Source organism: Phenylobacterium sp. (genome assembly GCF_036963605.1).
In the GTDB taxonomy this organism is placed as follows: Bacteria; Pseudomonadota; Alphaproteobacteria; order Caulobacterales; family Caulobacteraceae; genus Phenylobacterium.
On the sequence record NZ_JBALUY010000065.1, the window covers coordinates 1 to 20660 of the forward strand.

A 20660-nucleotide genomic window follows, 5' to 3' on the forward strand; every position below is an offset into this window, starting at 1 on the left:
GCACCCCCTATCTGGTGGACCTGCGCGACCAGGCCGTCGCCTCCTGGCTGGCGGCGCCCTTCCAGACCATGTTCGGCGGCGAGGGGCGCATGGTCCGCGTGGTGGCCGAGCCCCGGTTCCGCGACGCCGAATTCATCGAGATCGTCGCCCCCGACGCCGAGCTGCGCCAGGAGCTGACCGCCTATCTCTGGCGGCTGATCGCGGTGACCGCCTTCGTCTCGGCCATGGCCGGGGGGCTGGTCTATCTGTCGCTGAACCTCTTCCTGGTCCGGCCCATGCAGCGGATCACCCGCGGGATGGAGCTGTTCCGCACCGATCCGGACGATCCCCGGGCGACGGTCAAGCTGTCAGGCCGCCGGGACGAGATCGGCCGCGCCGAGGTGGAGCTGGCCCTGATGCAGGGGGACCTGCGCGCCGCCCTCAACGCCCGGGCCCGGCTGGCGGCCCTTGGAGAGGCGGTGGCCAAGATCAATCACGACCTGCGCAACATGCTGACCAGCGCCCAGATCGCCTCCGAACGGCTGGCCGCCTCGGCCGACCCTGATGTAGGCCGCGCCCTGCCGCGGCTGGAGCGGGCGCTCGACCGGGCGGTGAAGCTGGCCTCCCACGTGCTGACCTATGGCAAGACCCAGGAGGCGCCGCCGGAGGCGCGCACGGTGGGTCTGGCCGAAGCCGCCGAGATGGCCGCCGAGGAGGCGCGTCTGACCCCGGAGGGGGTGCGGCTGGACCTGCAGGTGGCCGCTGCCGACCAGGTGCTTGCCGATCCTGACCAACTTCACCGTATCCTGGTCAATCTGATGCGAAACGCCCGGGAAGCCATCGAGCAGCAGAGCCAGGATGGGCTTGGCGTGGTGACCCTCACGCTTCAGCAGGACGAGGGGCAGAGCCGCGTCCGGCTGAGCGACAATGGCCCTGGCGTGCCCGCCAAGGTGCGCGAGCGGCTGTTCCTGCCCTTCACGGGCTCTGGCCGGGCCGATGGCGCGGGCCTGGGCCTGGCCATCGCCCGGGAGTTGGCCCAGGGCCATGGGGGCGATCTGAGCCTGGTGGAGAGCGGCGCGGCCGGCACCATCTTCGAGCTGCGCCTGCCCGGCGCGCCTGCGGCCCTGGCCCCACAGCCACAGACCAAGGCGGGCCGGAGCCGACGCAAGACCGCGCCGGCCGCGCCCAAGGCCTGAGGCGGCTCTAGAAGCCCCGGGCGACGCCCTCGCGACGGGGATCGGCGGCGCCGTCCAGGCCTTGAGGCGTCACGCGCACCCCATGCAGGCCCGAGCCCTCGCCGCCGACCGCGGTGAAGGTCACGCCCCGCTCGGCGAGGCCTGCGACGACCTCAGGGGCGAACTTGTCCCCCTCGGCGGCGTAGGACGAGCCCCGCGCGATCAGGTTGGGCAGGGCGATGGCCTCGGCCACCGGCATCTTCCAGTCCAGCATCCCCACCAGGGCCTTCAGATTATAGGCGAGGATCGAGGTGCCCCCCGGTGAGCCCACGGCGGCGGCGAGCTTGCCGTCTTCCAGCACGATGGCAGGGGCCATGGACGACCGGGGCCGCTTGCCGCCGGCCATGGCGTTGGCCGCCGGCGCGCCGTCGGGATTGGCCGGGGCGAAGGCGAAGTCGGTCAGCTGGTTGTTGAGGAAGAAGCCTCCGACCATGCGGCCCGAGCCGAAGATGCTCTCCACCGTCGTGGTCATGGAGACTGCATCGCCCGCGGCGTCGACGATGACGAAGTGCGAGGTTCCGGAGACTTCCCGGGTGGCGTCAGGGGCGCGGACGCCGGCGCCGGCCGGCGTTCCGGGCGCGGGCGCGGGTCCTGCGGTCGGTCCAATCAGCTTGGCCCGCTCAGCCAGATAGGCCTTGTCCAGCAGGCCCTCGGTGGGCACGGCGACGAAGTCGGGATCGCCGATATAGCGGTCGCGGTCGGCGTACATCAGCCGGCTGGCCTGGGTGAACAGGTACCAGCCCTGGGCGTCGTTGGGGTGATCGGCGATGGCGGTGTGCTCGAGGATGCCCAGCCCCTCCAGCACGGCCGGGCCTCCGGACGGCGCCGGCGGCGTGCAGACCACATAGATGCGATAGGGGCGGCACAGCGCCTCGGTCTTCTTCGGCTCATAGGCCGCCAGGTCCGCGAGCGTCATGACGCCGGGCAGTTCGCCCTGACCCACCCGGGCGACGATGGCCTGCGCGATTTCGCCCTCCAGCAGGGCGTCAGGCCCCTCGGCGGCGATCTGGCGGACCGTGGCGGCGTAGGCCGGATTGCGCAGCCGGTCGCCGGCTGCGTATCGGGTTCCGTCGGGCTTGGTGAAATACGCCACCGCATCGGTGGCCTTGGCCTGGGGCGCCTGGCTGGTGATCATGCCGGCCAGGCGGGGGCTGACGATGAAGCCCTCGTCCGCTAGGCGCTCGGCCGAACCGAACAGCTGGTTCCATTCCAGATTGCCGTGATCGGCCTGGGCCATGTGCAGCATGGCCACCGCGCCGGGGACGCCGGTGGAGCGGCCGCTGAGCAGCACGTCGAAGAAGGGTAGCGGCTTGCCCTCATCGTTCAGGAACATGCCCGGCGTGGCCGCGGCCGGCGCGGTTTCCCGGCCATTATAGGCGCTGACCACCCCGGTCTCGGCGTCATAGTGCACCATGAAGGCGCCGCCCCCCAGGCCCGAGCTTTGCGGCTCCACCAGGCCCAGCACGGCCTGCACCGCGACCGCGGCGTCCACCGCCGAGCCGCCGGCCCTCAGGATCTCCAGGCCGGCCTCCACCGCCAGCGGATTGGCCGCGGCCACCATCACCTGACCCTGGGCGGCCGAGGCGGGCGCAGGGGCGCCCGGCCCTTCTGCGGTCTGGGACATCGGCGCGCAGGCGGCGGCCAGCAGAAGCAGGGCCGGAACCAGGGGGCGAAGGAGGGGAGGATGGGCGAGGCGGGCGATGGGACACGGGAGGGAGGAGGACACGGCGCTCCGGGGACTGGACTGGATCATGGCCGCACCTTAGCTGCGCTGGCGTGGACAACAACCATCTGGCTGTGTCACCCAGCCAGAAGGGAGACCGGCCGCCATGACGTCATTGATCGCCCGCCCGGGCCTGCGCAATCTGATCACCGACGTGCCGGGGATCAAGGTGGGCCAGGCCCATGATTCCCGCGCCCGCACCGGCGTCACCGTCATCCTGCCCGACGCCCGCGCCGTGGCCGCCTGCGACGTCCGCGGCGGCGGCCCTGGCACCCGGGAGACCGACGCGCTCGACCCGCACAATCTGGTGGACGCCATCGACGCCGTCGTCCTGTCCGGAGGCTCCGTCTATGGCCTGGCGGCCCCGGACGGGGTGACCGCCTGGCTGGGCGCCCAGGGGCGAGGCTACGGACTTGTGGCCAATGCCGCCGTCCCGCCCTCGCCTGTGGTGCCGGCCGCCATCCTGTTCGACCTGGCCAATGGCGGCGACAAGGTCTGGGGCGAGGAGCCGCCCTACCGCGCCCTGGGGCGCCAGGCGGCGCTGGCGGCAGGCGAGGCCTTCGACCTGGGCACGGCCGGGGCCGGCTATGGCGCCATGGCCGGTCGACTCAAGGGCGGCGTCGGTTCAGCCTCGGCGATCACCGCCGACGGCTTCGCCGTGGGCGCCGTGGTGGCGGTCAACAGCTTCGGCTCGGTGACAGCGCCGGGCGGACGCACCTTCTGGGCCGCCCCCTACGAGATGAACGGCGAATTCGGCGGCCTCGGCGCGGCCGGCCTGGCGGGCGCCGGCGACGACTGGGGCCTGGCCAAGGCCGATCCCCAGGCCCGCACCAACACCACCATCGCCTGCGTGGCCACCGACGCCGTCCTGACGCCTGCCCAGGCCCGCCGCGTGGCGGTGATGGCCCAGGACGGCCTGGCTCGCGCCATCCGCCCGATCCACGCCCCCTTCGACGGTGATGTGGTCTTCGCCCTCTCCACCGCCCAGCGGCCCCTGGGTGAGCGGCCGGACTTCCAGATCGCCCGTCTGGGCGCCCTGGCCGCCGACGTCCTGGCCCGCGCCGTGGCCCGCGGCGTCCACGCCGCTGCGCCCTGGCCCGACGCCCCCGTCCCCTGCTGGCGCGACCTTCCCTGAGGGGGCCAAAGAAGAATCGTCTTTGCCCCAATTCCCTGGCTTGAACTTTCCCAAAAGGCCGACTAGGTTCCGCGCCCTTGCCGCAAGGCACTGCGCGCCCGTAGCTCAGCTGGATAGAGCATCAGACTACGAATCTGAGGGTCGGACGTTCGAATCGTTCCGGGCGCGCCACTTCTTCCTACAAGGCAATCCTTTAGCTCTCGCTGGAAGCCGAAGTGCGATTCCGCGGCGCCCTCTTTTGTGGTGGTCGTGCGCGTGATGGACCCTGGTGCTGAGGGATGCTCCTTGGGGTCGGATAGCCGCTAATCATTGGGCCATCCCACGAGAGACTCGACGGGATAGGGCGGGGGAGGTTGGATACTCGCCGCTCGGAACCTAGCTTGGAGGGGCGTGGGATGATGCCGATTGCAGAGATCGCGCTGGATCTCTCCTATTCAGACACAAAGGTCTGGGCGAGGGTCTATGCGCCCTTGCGTGCGGCCTCTGACGAAGAGTGGTCCTGCTCATTTGAGATTAGCGAACCCCTAGCTATCGAGCGGACAATTTATGGCGCGTCCAGTATGCAGGCTTTGGTGCTCGCCCTGAAGGCAATGTCCTCCTACCTCTACGGATCGGAAGCCTACGAGAATAAGCAACTCGGGATCGGCGGCGAATTCGGCGGAAATCTGTCCATCCCCGCTCCAAGTATTTTCCTCGACGCCGCCCCTTTTCCATTCTGAGCGGCGTTAAGCAACTTCGGGACTCTCCTCTGGAAACTCTGCCGCTTCCCGCGGCCAGAAGGCGGCTTGCGTTACGCCACCGCCGCCTTCTCGCCGGGGACCTCGGTCTCGTCGCCCAGGGTGTTGCGGATGTAGAGGATCTTCACCATCACGAAGAGCACCACCAGCAGGGGGGCGGCGAAGATCACCCCGAGGGGACCGAACAGCACCCCGAAGCCCAGGACGGCGAACAGGGTGAGCGCCGGGGGCAGGGCGACGGCCCGCTTCTGGATCAGGGGGTAGGTGAGATTGCTCTCCACCTGCTGGACGATGACGTAGACGAGGATCGCCCAGACCACCATCATCGGCCCTTCCTGCAGGGCCAGCATGACGGCGGGAATCACCGAAACCACCGGCCCGACAATGGGTACGAAGGCGGCGATGGCGGCGAACAGGCCCAGCGCCACCGGGGAGGGCAGGCCGATGATCGAGACGCCGATCCAGGTTAGCACGCCCACGATGGTCATGGAGACGAACTGGCCCAGCAGCCAGCGGCGCAGGGCGACGCCGGTGACGTTCATGGCGTGACGCATCGGCTCCCGCGGGCCTGCGGGAATGAGGCTGAGCAGGCCGTCGCGAGACGACCGCGGGCTGATGGCCAGGTAGATGCCGGCGAAGATCACCACCACCAGGTTCGTCACGGCGCCGGCCACGGTCATGGCGTAGCCGCCCACCCGGCCGAGGATGCTCTGGATCGGACCCGCCGCCTGGCGGGCGGAATCCAGGTCAAAGGTCTGCACCTGGGCCATGAAGTCGGCCGGCAGCGGCAAGTCAGCCAGGCGGGCCTGCAATTCCTCGGCCGATTGCGGCAGGCTTTCCACCAGTTCCTGCACCTGCTCGGCCACCGTAGCGCCGAATAGCCAGCCGGCGCCGGTCAACAGGGCGATGATCAGCAGGCCGGCCGCCAGCAGGGACAGCCCCTCGTTCAGGGGCGTCAGCTTGTGGATCGGGGCGCCCAGGGCGCGGAGCAGCACGGCCACGAGTATCGCGCCGAAGATCAGCAGCATCACATCGATCAGTTGCCAGGCCACCAGCAGGACGATCCCGACGCCGACCAGGAACAGCACCCGGCGCACGAAGATCGGGGAAAGCGAGGTGGCCTTGGGCGTCTTGGCCGGGGCGTGCGGATCAGATTCGGCCAAGGCGCGTCTTCCCGTTCAAGCTCAAGGGGTCAATAGCCGCCGATGACCGGCAGGATCTCGCCTGTGATGTAGCTCGACATCTGGGGGGACGCCAGGAAGACGTAGGACGGCGCCAACTCCTCGGGCTGGGCCGGACGGCCCATGGGAACGCCGGAGCCGAACTTGCTGATGTCAGGCCGATCGGCAGGGTTCAGCGGCGTCCAGACCGGACCTGGCGCCACCACATTGACCCGGATCCCCTTGGACATCAGCTGGGCCGACAGGGAGCGGGCGAAGGCGTGAATGCCACCCTTGGTCATGCCATAGTCGAGCAGCTCGCCGGCCCCCTGCAGGCCGACCACCGAGCCGGTCATCAAGATGGCGGCGCCCGGCTTCATATGCGGCACGGCGGCCCGGGCCATGTAGAAATAGCCGTAGAGGTTGGTCTTTATCGTCCGGTCGAAGTGGGCGTCGGTGATCTGTTCCAGGTCTCCCGCGTGCTCCTGGAAGGCGGCGTTGTTCACCAGGACGTCGAGGCGGCCGAAGGCCTCCAGGGTCTTGGCCACGGCATGGCGCGCATAGTCGGGGTCGGCGACGTCCCCGGGCAGCAGGATGGCCCGGCGGCCTTCCTTCTCCACCGCCGCCTTGGTGGCGGCTGCGTCCTCGTCCTCGTTGAGATAGCCGATGGCCACGTCGCAGCCCTCCCGGGCGTAGAGCACCGCCACGGCCCGGCCGATGCCGGAGTCGGCGCCGGTGATCAGGGCCGCGCAGCCCTCCAGCTTGCCCGAACCCTTATAGAAGGGCGCATCATACATGGGCTCAAGCTTCAGATCGGCCTCCACCCCCGGCTTTTTCAGGTGCTGCTGGGGCAGGGGCGGCGCGGGATATTCCCGGGCCCCGGCCTGCATGGCCTTGGGCGTTTCATCTGAGTTCGAGGCGGCGTCCTTGCGGTCGATACCGGCCTGGATGTCCCGCTCGTCGCGGGCCACGCGCTCGGCGTCTTTCCGGAAGGTGTCTGGCTTGTGGTCGGTCATGGCGCATCCCTTTCTGACCGACCCCAATCCGTCGGAGCGCCTCAGGGTTCCAGACGGACGCTTGAGGCCTGCTCTAGCGGTCGAACTTGGTGGACAGCACGATGGAGGAATTGGTCCGCTCCACTCCGGCCAGGGCGCCGATCTCGTCGATCAGTCCGTCCATGGCCGCCACGTCGGCCGCCGACACCATGGCGATCAGGTCGAAGACCCCGCTGACCGACTGCAGGCGCCGCACGCCCGGCATCTTGCGCATGGCCGTCGCCACCAGGCCGGCGGCCTTGGGCTGGACGGTCAGCATGACGAAGGCGTGGATCTGGCTCTGCTCATGGGCCCGGGAAGTGCGCACGGCGTAACCCGCGATCACGCCACGGCGCTCCAGCCGGGCGATCCGGCTCTGCACGGTGGTGCGCGACAGGCCCAGGCTGCGGGCCAGTTCGGCCACAGAGGCTCGGGCGTTCTCCTGCAGGCGCGCCAACAGGTGCTGATCCAGATCATCCATGGTCATTACGCCGCTATAGGGTGGCAGATCGCCGAAAATATGGGGCGATTTCGCCGAAACTGCAATTGATGCCGCCGTCCCCGCCGGCGAACCTCGCCCATCATGTCTCGGGCCACAGGATCAGACACCATGCGAAAGATCGCCGTCGTCGGCGCGGGCAAGATCGGCTCGGCCATTGTCGACATGCTGCGAACCTCGGGCGCCTATCAGGTGGCCGTGATCGACCAGGACGAGGCGCGTCTGGCGGCCCTGAAGGTGGGCGAGGGCGTGGAGCGGATCTGCGTCGATGTCCGCGATCCGGTCGCCCTGGCCGCGCGGCTGGACGGCGTCTTTGCGGTGATCAGCGCCGCGCCCTATCAGCTCACCGTACCCATCGCCCAGGCGGTCAAGGCGGCCGGCGCCCACTATCTCGACCTGACCGAGGACGTGGCGGCCACCCGCCAGGTGCGCGCCCTTGCGCAGGGCGCAGGAAGCGCCTTCATCCCCCAGTGCGGCCTGGCGCCGGGCTTCATCAGCATCGTGGCCATGGACTTGGCGCAGCGGTTCGACGAGGTCCACGCGGCGCGCCTGCGGGTCGGCGCCCTGCCACGCTATCCCACCGGCGGCCTGAACTACAATCTGACCTGGAGCACCGAGGGGGTCATCAACGAATATTGCGAACCCTGCGAAGCCATCGTCCAGGGCGAGCGGCGCGAGGTCGCTGCTCTCGAGGGGCTGGAGACCTTCGCCCTCGACGGCGTCGCCTATGAGGCGTTCAACACCTCCGGCGGCCTGGGCAGTCTTTGCGACACCCTGGCGGGACGGGTGCGCAACCTGAGCTATCGAACCATCCGCTATCCCGGTCACGGGGCCATTATGCGCACGCTGCTGAACGACCTCGCCCTGCGGGATCGCCGCGACCTGCTGAAGGACATCCTGGAGCATGCGGTGCCGGCGACCCTGCAGGATGTGGTGATCGTGTTCGTCACGCTCAGCGGGTTGAAGGCCGGGGTGCTGATGCAGGAGACCTATGTGAACCGCGTCTACGCCCAGCCCATCGATGGGCGGCCGATGAGCGCCATCCAGATCACCACGGCGGCCTCGGTCTGCGCAGTGGCCGACATGCTCGCCAATGGCGACCTGCCCCAGAGCGGCTTTGTCCGGCAGGAAGACATCCCCCTCGACCGCTTCCTCGCCAACCGCTTTGGCCGCTGGTACGCCGGCGACGACCAAGCCCTTCGCACGGCCTGAAGGATACCCATGACCCTGTCTCTCCAACCCGCTCCGGCCCTGGGCGCAGCCGCCGATGTCGCCGCCACCCTCGAACGCCTGGGCGTGGCGCCTGCCCGGTGGACCGGCGGTGATCGCGACGTGGTCTCGCCGGTGACCGGCGAGGTGGTGGCCCAGGTCCGCGACGCCGACCCGGAGGCCGTCGACGGCGCCGTCGCCCGCGCGCACGAGGCCTGGCTGTCCTGGCGCAAGGTTCCGGGGCCCAGGCGGGGCGAACTGGTGCGGTTGCTGGGGGAGGAACTTCGGGACGCTAAGACCGACCTGGCCCGCCTCGTGACCCTGGAGGCCGGCAAGGTCACGTCCGAGGGGCTAGGCGAAGTCCAGGAGATGATCGACATCTGCGACTACGCCGTGGGGCTCTCGCGTCAGCTTTTCGGCCTGACCATCGCCACCGAACGGCCTGACCATCGGATGATGGAGACCTGGCACCCGCTGGGTCCGATCGGGGTGATCACCGCCTTCAACTTTCCCGTCGCCGTCTGGTCATGGAATGCGGCCCTGGCGCTGGTCTGTGGCGATCCGGTGGTCTGGAAGCCGTCTGAGAAGACGCCGCTCACCGCCCTGGCTGTCCAGGCGGCCTTTGAGCGCGCCGCCGCCCGATTCGGCGAGGCGTCGGCCGGTCTGTCCTGCGTGCTGATCGGCGGGCGAGAGGTCGGCGAGGCGCTGGCCGACGATCCACGCCTGCCGCTGATCTCGGCTACGGGCTCCACCGCCATGGGCCGGGCCATCGGGCCACGCCTGGCGAAGCGCTTCGCCCGCGCCCTGCTGGAGCTTGGGGGCAACAACGCGGCTATTGTCGCCCCCTCGGCCGATCTGGACCTGACCTTGCGGGGCGTGGCCTTCGCCGCCATGGGTACGGCGGGCCAGAGGTGCACGAGCCTGCGCCGCCTGTTCATTCATGAGGATGTCTATGACGCTTTCCTCCCCCGGTTGAAGGCGGCCTACGCCTCCGTCGCCGTCGGTGATCCCCGCGCTGAGGGCGTCCTGGTGGGGCCGTTGATCGACGAGGCGGCGGCCCAGGCCATGGCGCGGGCTTTGGACGAGGCGAAGGCCGGCGGCGGCGTGGTTCATGGGGGGCAGCGGCTGGAGGGCGCCGGCGTCTATGTCCGCCCCGCCCTGGTGGAAATGCCTGATCAAGGCGAAGTGATGCTGCGGGAAACCTTTGCGCCGATCCTCTATGTGGTCCGCTATGGCGAGCTCGACGAGGCGATCGCCGCCCAGAACGCTGCGCCCCAGGGTCTGTCCTCGGCGATCTTCACCCTGGACCTGCGGGAGGCCGAGCGGTTCCTTTCGGCTGAGGGCTCAGACTGCGGCATCGCCAATGTGAACATCGGCCCCTCGGGCGCCGAGATCGGCGGGGCCTTCGGCGGCGAGAAGGAGACCGGCGGCGGCCGCGAGGCCGGCTCCGACGCCTGGAAGGCTTATATGCGCCGGGCGACCAATACGGTGAACTACGGCGCGACCCTGCCGCTCGCCCAGGGCGTCCGATTCGACATCTGAGATCTGCGCCGGCGGCTTTAGCGCCCCTGGGCCGCGCGCATGGCCGCCGCCTTGACCTTGTCGGGCAGGGTGGTGAACCAGGCCTGGGGCGAGAGGCGTTCAGCCACCCGGCGCCGTCCCGCCGCCGCCAGCACCGCCCGCCGTCCGGGATCGGCCCGCAGGCCGGCCAGGGCCTGGGCGGCGTAGCCAATGTCGGGCTCGGCCCAGCTCTGGCCGGCATAGAGCCCCTGGGGGTCTTCCACCGGGGCGCGGCCCGCCGGCACCATCAGGGCGACCTCGTCATCCAGAAAGTCTGTCACGCCCGACCAGTCGGTGGCCAGCACCGGCGTCCCCAGGGCCAGGGCTTCGGCCGGGGTGAGGCCGAAGCCCTCGGCGCGGTGCAGGGAGATCAGAACGTCGGCGCCGGCGATCACGGACAGCACCTCGGCATAGGGCCAGACCGCGTCGAGGATCTCCACATTGGCCGGCGCCCCGGCACGCAGCCTGGCCATCGCGTCAGGATGCTGGCCGCCGTTCTGGGTCTTGATCACCAGGCGCGCGTCGGGATCACCTCCAAAGGCCTGGGCGAAGGCGGCCATGGCGCCTTGCGGGTTCTTGCGGGCCTGGGAAGAGTTGAAGTCGAACAGGGCCACCGCCTGGAAGGCGGCCCGCCGCGGCGCCGGACGCACGTCGTCGTAATCCTCCAGGAACAACGGATGGGGCACGACGCGCACCGGGGCCCGGGCGCCGGCCAGGCTGGCGGCCACGAACCGGCTGGGCGCCCAGACCTCATCGACCATGGCGGCGTCCTTCAGCCACTGGGGCGGGGCGCTCGGCAGCTCCCAGGCCCAGTAGCCGTATCGGGGACCGATCACCCGCCGCGGCCCCATCTGGCCCAGGGCGGCCAGCAGTTCCGGCGGATTGAGGTGGAAAATCCAGGCCGCCGCTGGCGTCGGGTCAGGGCCTTGCGGGCTCCAGGTCAGGGCCGCGCCGGCGGCGTCGATGCGCTCCACCGGGACGCCCAGGGACTCGAACGCTCGGGCGGCCAGCCGGGCCGAGGCGGCGATGCCGTGGGAGCCGGAAAGATAGCCGACGATGCGGATCGGTCCGCCGTTCTGCGCCTCGGCCCCATGAGGCTTGCGGGCCTGGGCGCGGACATGGGCCTCCAGCAGCGGGGCCAGCACCGGCTGGGCCATGCGGCGGACCTGCTCCGGCGCCAGGCCGCGCCAGGCGTTGCGGACCTGGCCGAGCAGGCTCACAGGCCGATCAGCCCGGCGATCTGGGCTTGCAGCGGGGTCTGGGCCGACAGGGTCCGGACGGGCCGTGGCCGGTCATCGACGGCCGGACGGTCGCTCCAGACCTCATCGACAAATCCCCAGACCGGATGGTCGTCGGCCAGTTCGGCCAGGGCCGCGGTGGTCCAGGCCGCCGCCGCCTGGTGCCAGGTCACGCCCTGGGCCATGAGGGCCACCGCATCGGCGGCGACGAACCCAGGCCCGGTGGCGTAGACCACCAGATCAGCCTCCACCGGACCCACCGGCCCGCCGTCGGCCCGCCGCAGCCGCCCGGTGGCCGCCTCCAGAATGATCACGTCATTGGGCCAGTCGGCCATGTCGGGTGTCCGGGCTGGCGCCACGACCACGGCGGCGACCCGCGTGGGGCGGTTGCGCACCAGCAGCGGCGCGCCGTTGCGCACGCTCAGCCGGGCCAGGCGGTAGACCAGGCTGTGGGTCAGGACGTCCGGCAGGCCGGCCGGATCGATGTCGTACTCGGCGAACCCGCCGCCGATCAGCCAGCGCAGGTAGCGGACTCGGCCCAGCGGGCGGTGCAGGGGAAACAGCCGCTGCAGGTCCGGCCGGCTCTCCCAGACGAGCATCAGGATGCGGGGGAAGGGGAAGGGGGTCGACAGGCTTCCGACCAGGCGGTCGCCGTCGCCGCGGACAGCCTGGGCCAGGACGAAGGGCCACCGGCCGCGCACGGCCAGGCCATAGCCGGCGCAGGCCTGCAGCCGGAAGGCCGCCAGGTCGCCCTGGGCGGCGCGGGCGTAGCGGGCCGCACACAGCAGGGGCTGGAGCTCCTGGCTGAGATCGAGCTGGGTCGGACCGTCCAGCAGGGCCGGCGCAAAGCGCCCGCCCTGAGCTTCGGGTCCCAGCAGCCAGGCCAGCAGGTCCTCCGGCGGCCCGCCTTCGAACCGCCGGCGCAGGTCGGCCCGGGCCGCCAGCAGGGCGGCGGCGGCGCGGGGCAGCGGCCGCTCGCCCGGGGCCGTCAGCCATTCGGCGATCTGGCAGGACTCCCCTGTCCAGGGGGCGTCGGCCTGGGGCCAGGGGGCGGCGATCCGCGCGCCCGCCCGCCAGGCGTCCAGCAGGGCCTGGCCCGCGGCGATGGAGGCGGTGGCGCTCTGCGGCTGGGCGGCGAACCAGGCATGGAAGCCGAGGCGGCTTTCCAGGTCCCCACGGCCGAAGCGGGCGGCGGCGAAGGCGTCCTCCCGCCAGACCTGATCCATCTCGCGGGTGACGTCGGGCAGGCCATCCACAGAGGCCAGGGGGTCGGGACTGTCGAGCCAGGCCTCGACCTGCGCCGTCAGCCCGTCGTCGAATCTCTGGCCCTCACGAGCGGCCCGCAGGGCGCGGCGGCGCATGGGGCCTGAGATCGCCCGGCCGGAAGGAAAGGCGTCGTAGGCATAGGCCCGGCGCCGGGCCTGGTCGTGGCCGTTCTCCAGCAGAGCCTTGGCGTAGTTGTCCAGCAGGCGCGACAGGGGCGAGCCCGGCGGGACCACCTGCCGGTCCTGATGCTTGCTCAGGACCGAGGGGCTGCGGGGGTCGAAGCCGGAAAAATGGAAGAAGCCCAGGGGCTGGCCATTGACGCTCCAGGCGCCCTCGCCGTCCGAAAGGGTGCGTCCCTCCAGGTTCCAATAGGCGAGGTCGAGGCCCGGATCGCGCAGGATCGCCACGTCGCTGACCAGGCCCGGCGCCAGGTCCATCCATTTCTGGTCGGTGAACAGGCCGTTCGCAAAGTCCACCCGGCAGTCGAACCGGCACTTTTCGGCCCACCAGTCCAGCAGGGCGAAGATTTCGTCGGCCCGTCGCGCGGCCATGAAGCCCAGATTGAAGGCCCCCGAGGTGAGGATGGTGTGGTCGTTGGGATTGACCTCGCCGGCCAGGGGCCGGGTCAGGTGCGGGATCAGCACCAGGGGGGCCGCCTCAAGGCCGGCGCGGACCCGGTCCAGGGAACCGTAGACGAAGATGTCAGGGTCCAGATAGGTCACCGAGGTCACCCCCGGCTCAGCCATGAGGCGTCGGAAGGCGTGGGGCTTGATGGCGGTATTCAGCTCCAAGGCGTCGTAATAGACGCTCATGGGTCCCACGGGGGCGCCGGTCTCGGCCGCTTCCATCACCCGGGCGAAGGGTTCGAGCGCCGGGATCGGGCCGTCGGCGGCGATCACCACCCGCGTGGCGTCGGGCTCGACTTGCGCCAGGCTGCGCATCAGGACCGCGGCCTGGGCGGCGTAGTTCCGCGAGACGATGGTGAAGACGACGTCCAAGGGCCCGCTCCCGACAGCTGGCGCCCGATTGGCGGCCCCGCGGGCCGGCCAGAATCAGGCGGCGGCGAGTAGTTCGTCGATGCGGCGGATGTCCTTCACCTCGGAGGCGATTCCGCCCTCCATCCGCATCACCTTGTTGCAGTAGAGCCGCAAAAGTTCAGTGTCGTGCGAGGCCAGCACGAGGATGCCGGCCCGCTCCACCAGGTTCAGCAGCCGGCGGTGGGCCAGCTGCTTGAATTCGGAATCGCCGACCGAAATCCACTCGTCCATCAAGAGGACGTCAGCCTCCACCGCGGTGGCCACGGCGAAGGCCAAGCGCGCCTGCATGCCGGCCGAATAGGTCTTCATGGGCATGGCGAGGAAGGGGCCAAGACCGCTGAAAGCGGCGATCTCGTCCATCTTCTCCTCGATCTCTTTGGAGCTTATGCCCGCGATCCGGCCGCGCAGCCGGATATTGTCCACGCCCGTGGCCGAAGGGTCGATGCCCAGGGAGAGGTCCAGCAGGGCGGCGATGCGGCCGCGGACCTCGATCTGGCCGTCGTCCGGCTCATAGGCGCCCGACAGCGCGCGCAGCAGGGTCGTCTTGCCCGAGCCGTTGTGGCCGATCAGGCCCAGGCGGTCGCCCGGCCGCAGGTTGAAGCTGATGTTCGACAGGGCGGTGACTTCGGTCGCCCCTGTGTTCGACGAGCCGAGCCGCCCGCCGACCGTGACACGGGCCAGGTTCTTTTTCAGCGATTTGGCGTCCACCCCATAGACGGGGAAACGCAGGCTGAGGTCGGTGACCGCGATCGAGACTTCGGGAGGCTTCATAGGTAGTGCACGATCCGGCGGCGGGTGACGGCGAAGACCGAGAAGGTGAGCGCCCATCCCAGAACCGCCGCAATAGCTAGCACGATATAGGAGAGCCCGTCGGCCTGCTCGCCCAGCAGCGGAGCGCGGATGGTGGTGAGCATGTGGTAGAACGGGTTCAGCGTCAGGAAGGCGTGACGGTCGGGGAAGGCGTCAGGTTTCCAGAAGACCGGCGTCATGAATATGGCGAACTGCATCACCGACATGACGAACTGAGGAATGTCGCGGAACCGGGCCGAGGCGATGGCCACCAGCAAGCTGATCCACGACAGGTTCAGCACCGTCAGCAGCAGGCCGCCCAGGGCCAGCAAGGGGTCCATCACGCGCCACAGGCCGAAGATCAAGATCACGCCCACGATGATCACCGCGTGATGGGCGAGGTTGATCAGGTTCCGCAGCACGGTGCGCCAGACGAAGGTGAACATGGGTAGGGCCGTCTGGCTCAGCATGTTCGCCGCGTGGACGAAGGTGTCGCAGCCCTCGTTGATCGTCCCGGACATCAGGCCGAAGAAAACGATGCCCATGGCCACGTAGGGCATGAACTCCGCCACCGAAATGCCGAACAGCCGCGCATAGAGCAGACCGATGCCCAACACCATCAGGCCCATGGATATGGTGATCCAGAACGGGCCGAGGATGGAGCCGCGGTAGCGCGACACCACATCATGCCAGGCGAGCGACCAGGCGAGGCCGCGGCGGTTCCAGGACGTGACGAGGTCCCGCAGAGCCATGCTGAATTCGAACAGCGTGCCACGCCGGCCGGTCCGCAGCATGTGTTGAGCGGATTCCATAGGGTCTCCCAAAGCGAGCGCCGCTGGTATCAGGTGCATTTTTAAGGCGCAAGCATGGCGCTGGGGCCCTAGCTTTGCACTCAGACGCCCGCGTGATAGCGCAATGCCAGGGAGAGCGCCGCCAGCATGTCGTCCATCGATCAGTTCCATCGGTCGCCGGTCCAGGCGCACCACGACACGCGCCTGATGGAGCCAGCCCTTGAGGGCGCCGGGGTCTGGATCGTCATCCCCTGCTACAAGGTCCGCGACCATATCCTGAACGTTCTCGCCAGGATTCCGGCCTGGGTCGAAGGCGTCGTCTGCGTCGATGACGCCTGTCCCGACCGATCCGGAGACCTGATCGAGGCCGAATGCGCCGACCGCCGGGTTCACGTGCTGCGCCTGTCGGAGAACCAGGGCGTCGGCGGCGCGACCCTGGCCGGCTATGGCGAGGCCGCCCGCCTGGGGGGCGTGATCCTGGTCAAGGTCGATGGCGACGACCAGATGGACCTGTCCTATCTTCCCCAGCTGGTGACCCCGATTCTGCTGGGGGAGGCCGACTACGCCAAGGGCAACCGGTTCTCCTCGGTCAGCCACCTGCAGGGCATGCCCGGTGTGCGCATCCTGGGCAATGCGGGCCTGAGCTTCCTGGCCAAGCTCTCCACCGGCTACTGGAACGTGTTCGACCCCACCAACGGCTTTACCGCCATCGAGGCCAGCGTGGCGCGCCTGGTGGCCGAAAAGCGCGTGGCCAAGCGCTTCTTCTTCGAGACCGACCTGCTCTATCACCTGGGCACCCTGCGCGCGGTGGTCCGCGACGTGCCCATGCCGGCGCGCTACGGGGACGAGGTCAGCAACCTGAAGATCACCGAGGTGCTCGGCCCCTTCGCCTGGCGCCACCTGCGCAACTTCGTGCGCCGGGCGCTCGGCCAGTATTTCGTCCGCGATTTCAACGTCGCCACCCTGGAGCTGATTTTCGGCAGCCTGTTCCTGCTATTTGGTGGTCTTTACACCCTGAACTGGATGGCGGTGCGCGAGCCGGGCCAGGCGGCCTCGGCCGGCGTGGTCATGACCGCCGCCCTGCCGGTGATCATCGGCGTCCAGCTGCTGCTCCAGGCCATGAACTTCGATGTGGTCAATGTGCCGGTGCGGCCGATCCATCCCTATCTGCGCACCCTGGCCCGCATGGAAGCCGCCGCTCAGTCCGAAGACGCCCTCGCCGCCGGAGAAGCCCGCTCATGATGTCTCTCCGCGACATGGCGCTGTGCGTGGTCTTCGCCGCGGCCCTGCCGGTGGGCCAGGTGATGTTCAAATGGGCGGCGCTCTACAACGCCCGGCTCGACGGACCGCTTGTCCTGCGCCTGATCAAGAACCTGCCCCTGATCGGCGCCTTCTCCTGGTACGGACTGACCGCGCTGCTGTGGTTCTACATCCTGACCCGGGTGCCGCTGTCCCAGGCCTATGTCTTCTCGATCCTGGGCTCTGCCCTGGTGCCCCTGCTGGCCTGGGTCCTGTTCAAGGAGCCGGTCTCCTGGCGCTTCGCCCTGGGCTATCTGATCATGTTCGCCGGCTTCGCCGTGGTCATGCAGGCTCAGAGCCAGGCCTGAGCTCGCGGGCCAGCAGGGCTTTGACCGCTTCGGCCACCTCGGCATAGGCGACCCCGAACCGACGTTCATAGAGCAGGTCCCCGTCGTGCGGCCGCTCGGCCAGGCGGGCGGGGTCCAGGCGCTGAACGCCATAGCCGCCGCCCAAGGCGAAACCTGCGAACATCGACGGCCAGAGGCCCAGCCAACTGGTGGCCTGGGACGGGTAGCGCCGCACCAGCAGCGCCCAGTTCAGCCATTGGCGCGGACGGAGCCGCACGCGCCGGACGGGGCCGTTCTCAGGGATCGGCGCGCAGGCCTGGAAGGGCAGAACGCTCAGGCCCCGGCGATTATAGAGACTGAACTGTTCGATCGATGCGCCCCGCTCGGCCGCGAGCACGGCGGCCATCGCCGCGCAGGCGTCGTGATCGGCGTGCCCGCCCTCCCAGGCGGCGATGATGAAACGCTCCACGTGGGGGATCGCCGCAAGCCGTTCCCGAAGCTGTTTCAGGCAGGCGTCCAGATGCCGGTGAACCTGACCGTCATAGGCCTCCGTGCCCGACACGGCATAGGCTGCGCTTTCCGGCGCAAGCCCCAGATCGGCGAGAAAGGCGCGGGTCTCGCCCAGACGTCGGTCAGCCACCTCGCCGCGGTTCTCGGCCACATAGAGGAAGACCTGATCCTGGCCGGCGGCCTGGGCCTCCAGGATCAGCGGCAGGGCGGCGTACTCGTCGTCGCAATGGGCCAGGATGTAGACAACCGTCATCTCAGTACGGATCGAAGTCCAGGAAGCTGATCGCCGTGGCTTTCGGATCGAGGCTGCGGGGCGCCGCCTCGTTGAGGGGGCGGTAGATCAGGTTCAGGGGAGAAGGCCGGAAGCGGTCGGGCAGGCGCAGGAACCTCGGGCCATCCAGGCTGAAGCGGGGATCGAGACCCAGGAAAAGCGTGAAGCCCAGGGGCGCCGCGCCTGTCGCGCCCAGCGCTTCCCCGTCCACGAAGGCTGCGCAGCGGACGCCGCTCAGGTGGGTGTCGGCATAGACGGCCGTGAGGTCGCCCAGGCGGGCTGTGCGGTAGCGGGCCGCCGGATTGGCCAGGCGCCAGCCCAGCATCGCCACGTCCCAGTCGCCGCAGAACTGCAGCGGCGCGTCTGCGAACCGCCGCGGCGCGGCGGCTAGCAGGCCCGCCTCCAGCCGGCCCACATGCTGGAAGCCCAGGCGTCCCAGGAAGCCTGGCGTACTCTGGGCGTTGGCCACCCCGATCACGAAATCATAGCCCTGATCGGCGCCCTGCTCGTAGGTGGCCCGAGCCAGCCGCGTGAAGAGCCCGCGGCCCTGGAAGTCCGGATGGGTGGCGGTGTTCAAGGACAGGAGCCCCTTCAGGGGGCGACCCTCGACGACGGCCCGCATGGGGCAGGTGACATAGTGGGCGGCCAAGACTGAATCCGCCCAGGCGTCAGCGCCCACCACCTGGCCGGCCGGATTGTCCCGGTAACGCCACGCAATGGCCGGCGGGGCGAACTTCGGCCCAGGCCCGAAAACCCCAGACAGCAGGGCCGAATAGGCGTCCAGCGCTGCTGGGGCCACGCCGGTGGGGCGAATGTCGAGAGCGTCGGTGTCCATTGCGGCCAAATGACCATGATTGCGCGGCTCCGCCAAGGAAGCGCTCATTTGCCCCTTCCCGCCGCCGCCGACCGATCGTACGAGGGGGAGAACGAGGGGTGGGCTGACAGAATGATGACCCTGCCAAGGCCGACATTCACGGCGAGCCAGGCGCTCGGGGCCGTGCTGATGGCCGGCTATGTGCTGATGCTGGCGCTCAACCTGCCAGGGCACATGTCCTATGACTCGCTGGCCCAGCTTCACGAGGGGCGCATGGATGTGCGCGAGACCTGGGGGCCGGCGCTCTATGCCTGGATCCTTGGCTTCTTCGACGACATCTCGCCGGGCACGGGACTCTATGTGGCCGCCAGCGGGTTTCTGGTCACCGGCAGCCTGCTGTCCTTCCGGCGGCTCCGTCGCCAGGTTTCGTGGGCTTCGGTGATCCTGGCCGCGCTGCTGCTCCTGACGCCCACCTTCCTGATCTATCAGGGCGTGGTGTGGAAGGATGTCCTGTTCGCCAACCTCGCCCTGGCCGGGTTCGCCTGCCTCGCCCAGGCGGCGCGGGCCTGGGATGAGCCCCGCCGGCCATGGTGGGCGCTGGTCGGCGCGCTCCTGGCCTTCGCCGTCGCCGCTCAGGTCCGGCAGAACGGCCTCGTGGCGCCCGTGTTCGGCGCCCTGGCGCTTGCCTGGGTGGCCTACGGCCGCGGCTGGCGCTCGAGCCTGGCCTGGGGGCTGGGGGGGCTGGTCCTGACGCTGCTGGCCTCAAGCCTCATGGGCGTTCTGGCCCAGCCGGCCCAGGCGGGACCGGACGCCGCCAACGCCCGCGGGCTCCGCATCATCGCCCACTACGACATCATCGGCGCGGCCGCCGCCAAGCCGACCCTACCTCTCGAAGAAATCCGCGCCTTCAGCCCTCATGCCGAGCAGGAGATTCGCCACCGGGCCGTGGCCCTCTATACGCCCGAGCGGATCGACTATGTGGCCCAGGACCCAGACATCGGCCTTGTGCTGTGGGGCCTGCCCGACGAGGTGGTCTTCAGCCAGTGGCGCAGCATCGTCCGACACCAGCCGGGCGCCTATCTCAAGCATCGTTGGGAGGTGTTCCGATGGGTGGCCGCCACCCCGAAAATCGACTCCTGCCTGCCGATCTTCGTCGGGGTCAGCGGACCTGAAAACCTGACCACCGCCCTGCAGATCCCACCCATCACTGAGCCGTCGGACCGGGCGCTCTACAACTATGGCAGCTGGTTCCTCGACACGCCGCTGTTTTCGCACATCACCTTTGGCCTGATCGCGCTGGTCTGCGCCGGGGTTCTGCTGTGGCGGCGCGAAGCGGCGGACGTGGTGATTGCAGCCCTTTTGCTGTCGGCCCTGGCCTTCGCTGGCAGCTTCACCCTCATCTCCATCGCCTGCGACTACAGATATCTCTACTTCGTGGACCTCGCAGCGGCCGCAGGGCTCCTATATCTGGCCCTCGACCCACCCTATGGCCGGTTGCGGCGGCGTTTTCGCTGAGCGGCCCAGTCCGGGAGCGCCCCTTGAGAGCCTTCGCCGTCCTCGCCCTGATCTTCACCAGCGCCGCCGTAGCGGCTTGCGACGAGCCCCGCTCGCGCGAGCCGAAGCTCAATCCCCGGCCGGTGGCCCCCGATCGCCTTACCCTGCCGCCCACGGCCTTCTCGGCGGAGGATGCGGTCGAGCGGCCGGGGCCTTTCGCCTGGAATCCCGAGTCCAAGGCCTTCGTGTGGAATGGTCAGCCCCTGCGCGCGGCCCGGACCTGGACCTTCGACGGTTCGACGGACGGTTTCGTCATGGGCGGGGGGGAGGTGGAGCCCGCGGAGGATGGCGGCCTGCGTGTCGCCGCCCGCATCTTCGACTCCGCGATCCGGACCCCCAGCGGCCTCGCCCTTCAGGGGCGGCAATATAGCCATGTCCTGGTGCGGGCCACGCGATTGGCCGGCGGACAGCAGTGGGACGGCGCTCTGCACTACGTCACCGAGGCCCACCCCGAATCGGCCCAGTTCACCGCCAAGCCGTTCCAGGGCGAGAAGCCCGAAGTCAACGAGACGGTGATCCTGGCCTATGACATG

The 20660-nt window shown here is 69.5% G+C and carries 19 protein-coding genes and 1 tRNA gene; 10 read left to right on the forward strand and 10 right to left on the reverse strand.

All coding sequences use genetic code 11. From position 1 onward, the window contains the following. On the forward strand, nt 1-1175 hold a 1175-nt coding region (locus tag V7702_RS12570; protein ID WP_335650451.1), incomplete at its 5' end, for a sensor histidine kinase. A gap of 7 nt (nt 1176-1182) precedes the next feature. Here V7702_RS12570 and ggt read toward each other — a convergent pair. Continuing rightward, on the reverse strand, nt 1183-2838 hold the full coding sequence (ggt, locus tag V7702_RS12575) for a gamma-glutamyltransferase (RefSeq protein WP_335650469.1): 1656 nt from the start codon (nt 2836-2838) through the stop codon (nt 1183-1185). 205 nt (nt 2839-3043) lie between these two features. Here ggt and V7702_RS12580 point away from each other — a divergent pair, with 205 nt between their 5' ends. The 3 genes from V7702_RS12580 to V7702_RS12590 all read left to right on the forward strand — a co-directional run bounded on the left by V7702_RS12580 (nt 3044) and on the right by V7702_RS12590 (nt 4791). Beyond that, a complete protein-coding gene (locus V7702_RS12580) occupies nt 3044-4072 on the forward strand; it encodes a P1 family peptidase (RefSeq protein ID WP_335650452.1) in 1029 nt (342 codons plus the stop codon). Nucleotides 4073-4166: 94 nt separating this feature from the next. Next, nucleotides 4167-4243 (forward strand) — tRNA-Arg (locus tag V7702_RS12585). 224 nt (nt 4244-4467) lie between these two features. Next, entirely contained in the window at nt 4468-4791 is a 324-nt protein-coding gene (locus V7702_RS12590; protein WP_335650453.1) for a DUF6968 family protein, read from the forward strand. Between the two features lie 71 nt (nt 4792-4862). Here V7702_RS12590 and V7702_RS12595 read toward each other — a convergent pair whose 3' ends face one another. From V7702_RS12595 to V7702_RS12605, 3 genes are all read right to left on the reverse strand, one after another. Beyond that, nucleotides 4863-5972: an AI-2E family transporter gene (locus V7702_RS12595; protein ID WP_335650454.1), complete on the reverse strand. Its 1110-nt coding sequence runs from the start codon at nt 5970-5972 to the stop codon at nt 4863-4865. A gap of 29 nt (nt 5973-6001) precedes the next feature. Beyond that, nucleotides 6002-6985 (reverse strand): SDR family oxidoreductase, encoded by a 984-nt coding sequence (locus tag V7702_RS12600; protein WP_335650455.1) that lies wholly within the window; start codon nt 6983-6985, stop codon nt 6002-6004. Nucleotides 6986-7058: 73 nt separating this feature from the next. Further along, on the reverse strand, nt 7059-7484 hold the full coding sequence (locus V7702_RS12605) for an Lrp/AsnC family transcriptional regulator (protein WP_335650456.1): 426 nt from the start codon (nt 7482-7484) through the stop codon (nt 7059-7061). Between the two features lie 129 nt (nt 7485-7613). Between V7702_RS12605 and V7702_RS12610 the strand changes: the two genes are divergently transcribed. Together V7702_RS12610 and amaB are read left to right on the forward strand one after the other, a co-directional pair. After that, entirely contained in the window at nt 7614-8714 is a 1101-nt protein-coding gene (locus V7702_RS12610; protein ID WP_335650457.1) for a saccharopine dehydrogenase family protein, read from the forward strand. A gap of 9 nt (nt 8715-8723) precedes the next feature. Beyond that, entirely contained in the window at nt 8724-10253 is a 1530-nt protein-coding gene (amaB, locus tag V7702_RS12615) for an L-piperidine-6-carboxylate dehydrogenase (protein ID WP_335650458.1), read from the forward strand. A gap of 17 nt (nt 10254-10270) precedes the next feature. On the opposite strand, the gene V7702_RS12620 is transcribed toward amaB, so the two are convergent. Genes V7702_RS12620 through V7702_RS12635 form a run of 4 tightly spaced genes read right to left on the reverse strand, consistent with a single transcriptional unit; the run spans nt 10271 to nt 15413 of the window. Then, nucleotides 10271-11491, reverse strand: coding sequence for a glycosyltransferase family 4 protein (locus V7702_RS12620; RefSeq protein WP_335650459.1), 1221 nt, complete (start codon nt 11489-11491; stop codon nt 10271-10273). Then, nucleotides 11488-13773: a hypothetical protein gene (locus V7702_RS12625; RefSeq protein WP_335650460.1), complete on the reverse strand. Its 2286-nt coding sequence runs from the start codon at nt 13771-13773 to the stop codon at nt 11488-11490. The genes V7702_RS12620 and V7702_RS12625 overlap by 4 nt, the downstream gene beginning before the upstream one ends. Before the next feature lie 54 nt (nt 13774-13827). After that, the gene (locus tag V7702_RS12630; protein ID WP_335650461.1) at nt 13828-14583 is read right to left on the reverse strand and encodes an ABC transporter ATP-binding protein; all 756 of its coding nucleotides are present in this window, start codon (nt 14581-14583) and stop codon (nt 13828-13830) included. After that, a complete protein-coding gene (locus V7702_RS12635) occupies nt 14580-15413 on the reverse strand; it encodes an ABC transporter permease (protein WP_335650462.1) in 834 nt (277 codons plus the stop codon). Before V7702_RS12635 ends, V7702_RS12630 begins: the two co-directional genes overlap by 4 nt. A gap of 126 nt (nt 15414-15539) precedes the next feature. On the opposite strand from V7702_RS12635, the gene V7702_RS12640 reads away from it, so the two are divergent. Beyond that, on the forward strand, nt 15540-16634 hold the full coding sequence (locus tag V7702_RS12640; protein ID WP_335650463.1) for a glycosyltransferase family 2 protein: 1095 nt from the start codon (nt 15540-15542) through the stop codon (nt 16632-16634). Then, on the forward strand, nt 16631-16999 hold the full coding sequence (locus V7702_RS12645; protein WP_335650464.1) for an EamA family transporter: 369 nt from the start codon (nt 16631-16633) through the stop codon (nt 16997-16999). The genes V7702_RS12640 and V7702_RS12645 overlap by 4 nt, the downstream gene beginning before the upstream one ends. Here the strand turns inward: V7702_RS12645 and V7702_RS12650 are convergent. After that, nucleotides 16974-17741 carry a hypothetical protein gene (locus V7702_RS12650; protein WP_335650465.1) on the reverse strand — a complete coding sequence of 256 codons (768 nt, stop codon included), beginning with the start codon at nt 17739-17741 and terminating at the stop codon, nt 16974-16976. The two genes, V7702_RS12645 and V7702_RS12650, sit on opposite strands and share 26 nt — an antisense overlap. A gap of 1 nt (nt 17742) precedes the next feature. Next, nucleotides 17743-18594, reverse strand: a complete 852-nt coding sequence (locus V7702_RS12655; protein WP_335650466.1) for a GNAT family N-acetyltransferase — start codon at nt 18592-18594, stop codon at nt 17743-17745. 111 nt (nt 18595-18705) lie between these two features. On the opposite strand from V7702_RS12655, the gene V7702_RS12660 reads away from it, so the two are divergent. Further along, nucleotides 18706-20088, forward strand: coding sequence for a hypothetical protein (locus V7702_RS12660; protein WP_335650467.1), 1383 nt, complete (start codon nt 18706-18708; stop codon nt 20086-20088). A 23-nt stretch (nt 20089-20111) separates the two neighbouring features. Continuing rightward, a partial coding sequence (locus V7702_RS12665; RefSeq protein ID WP_335650468.1) for a hypothetical protein occupies nt 20112-20660 on the forward strand: 549 nt, incomplete at its 3' end.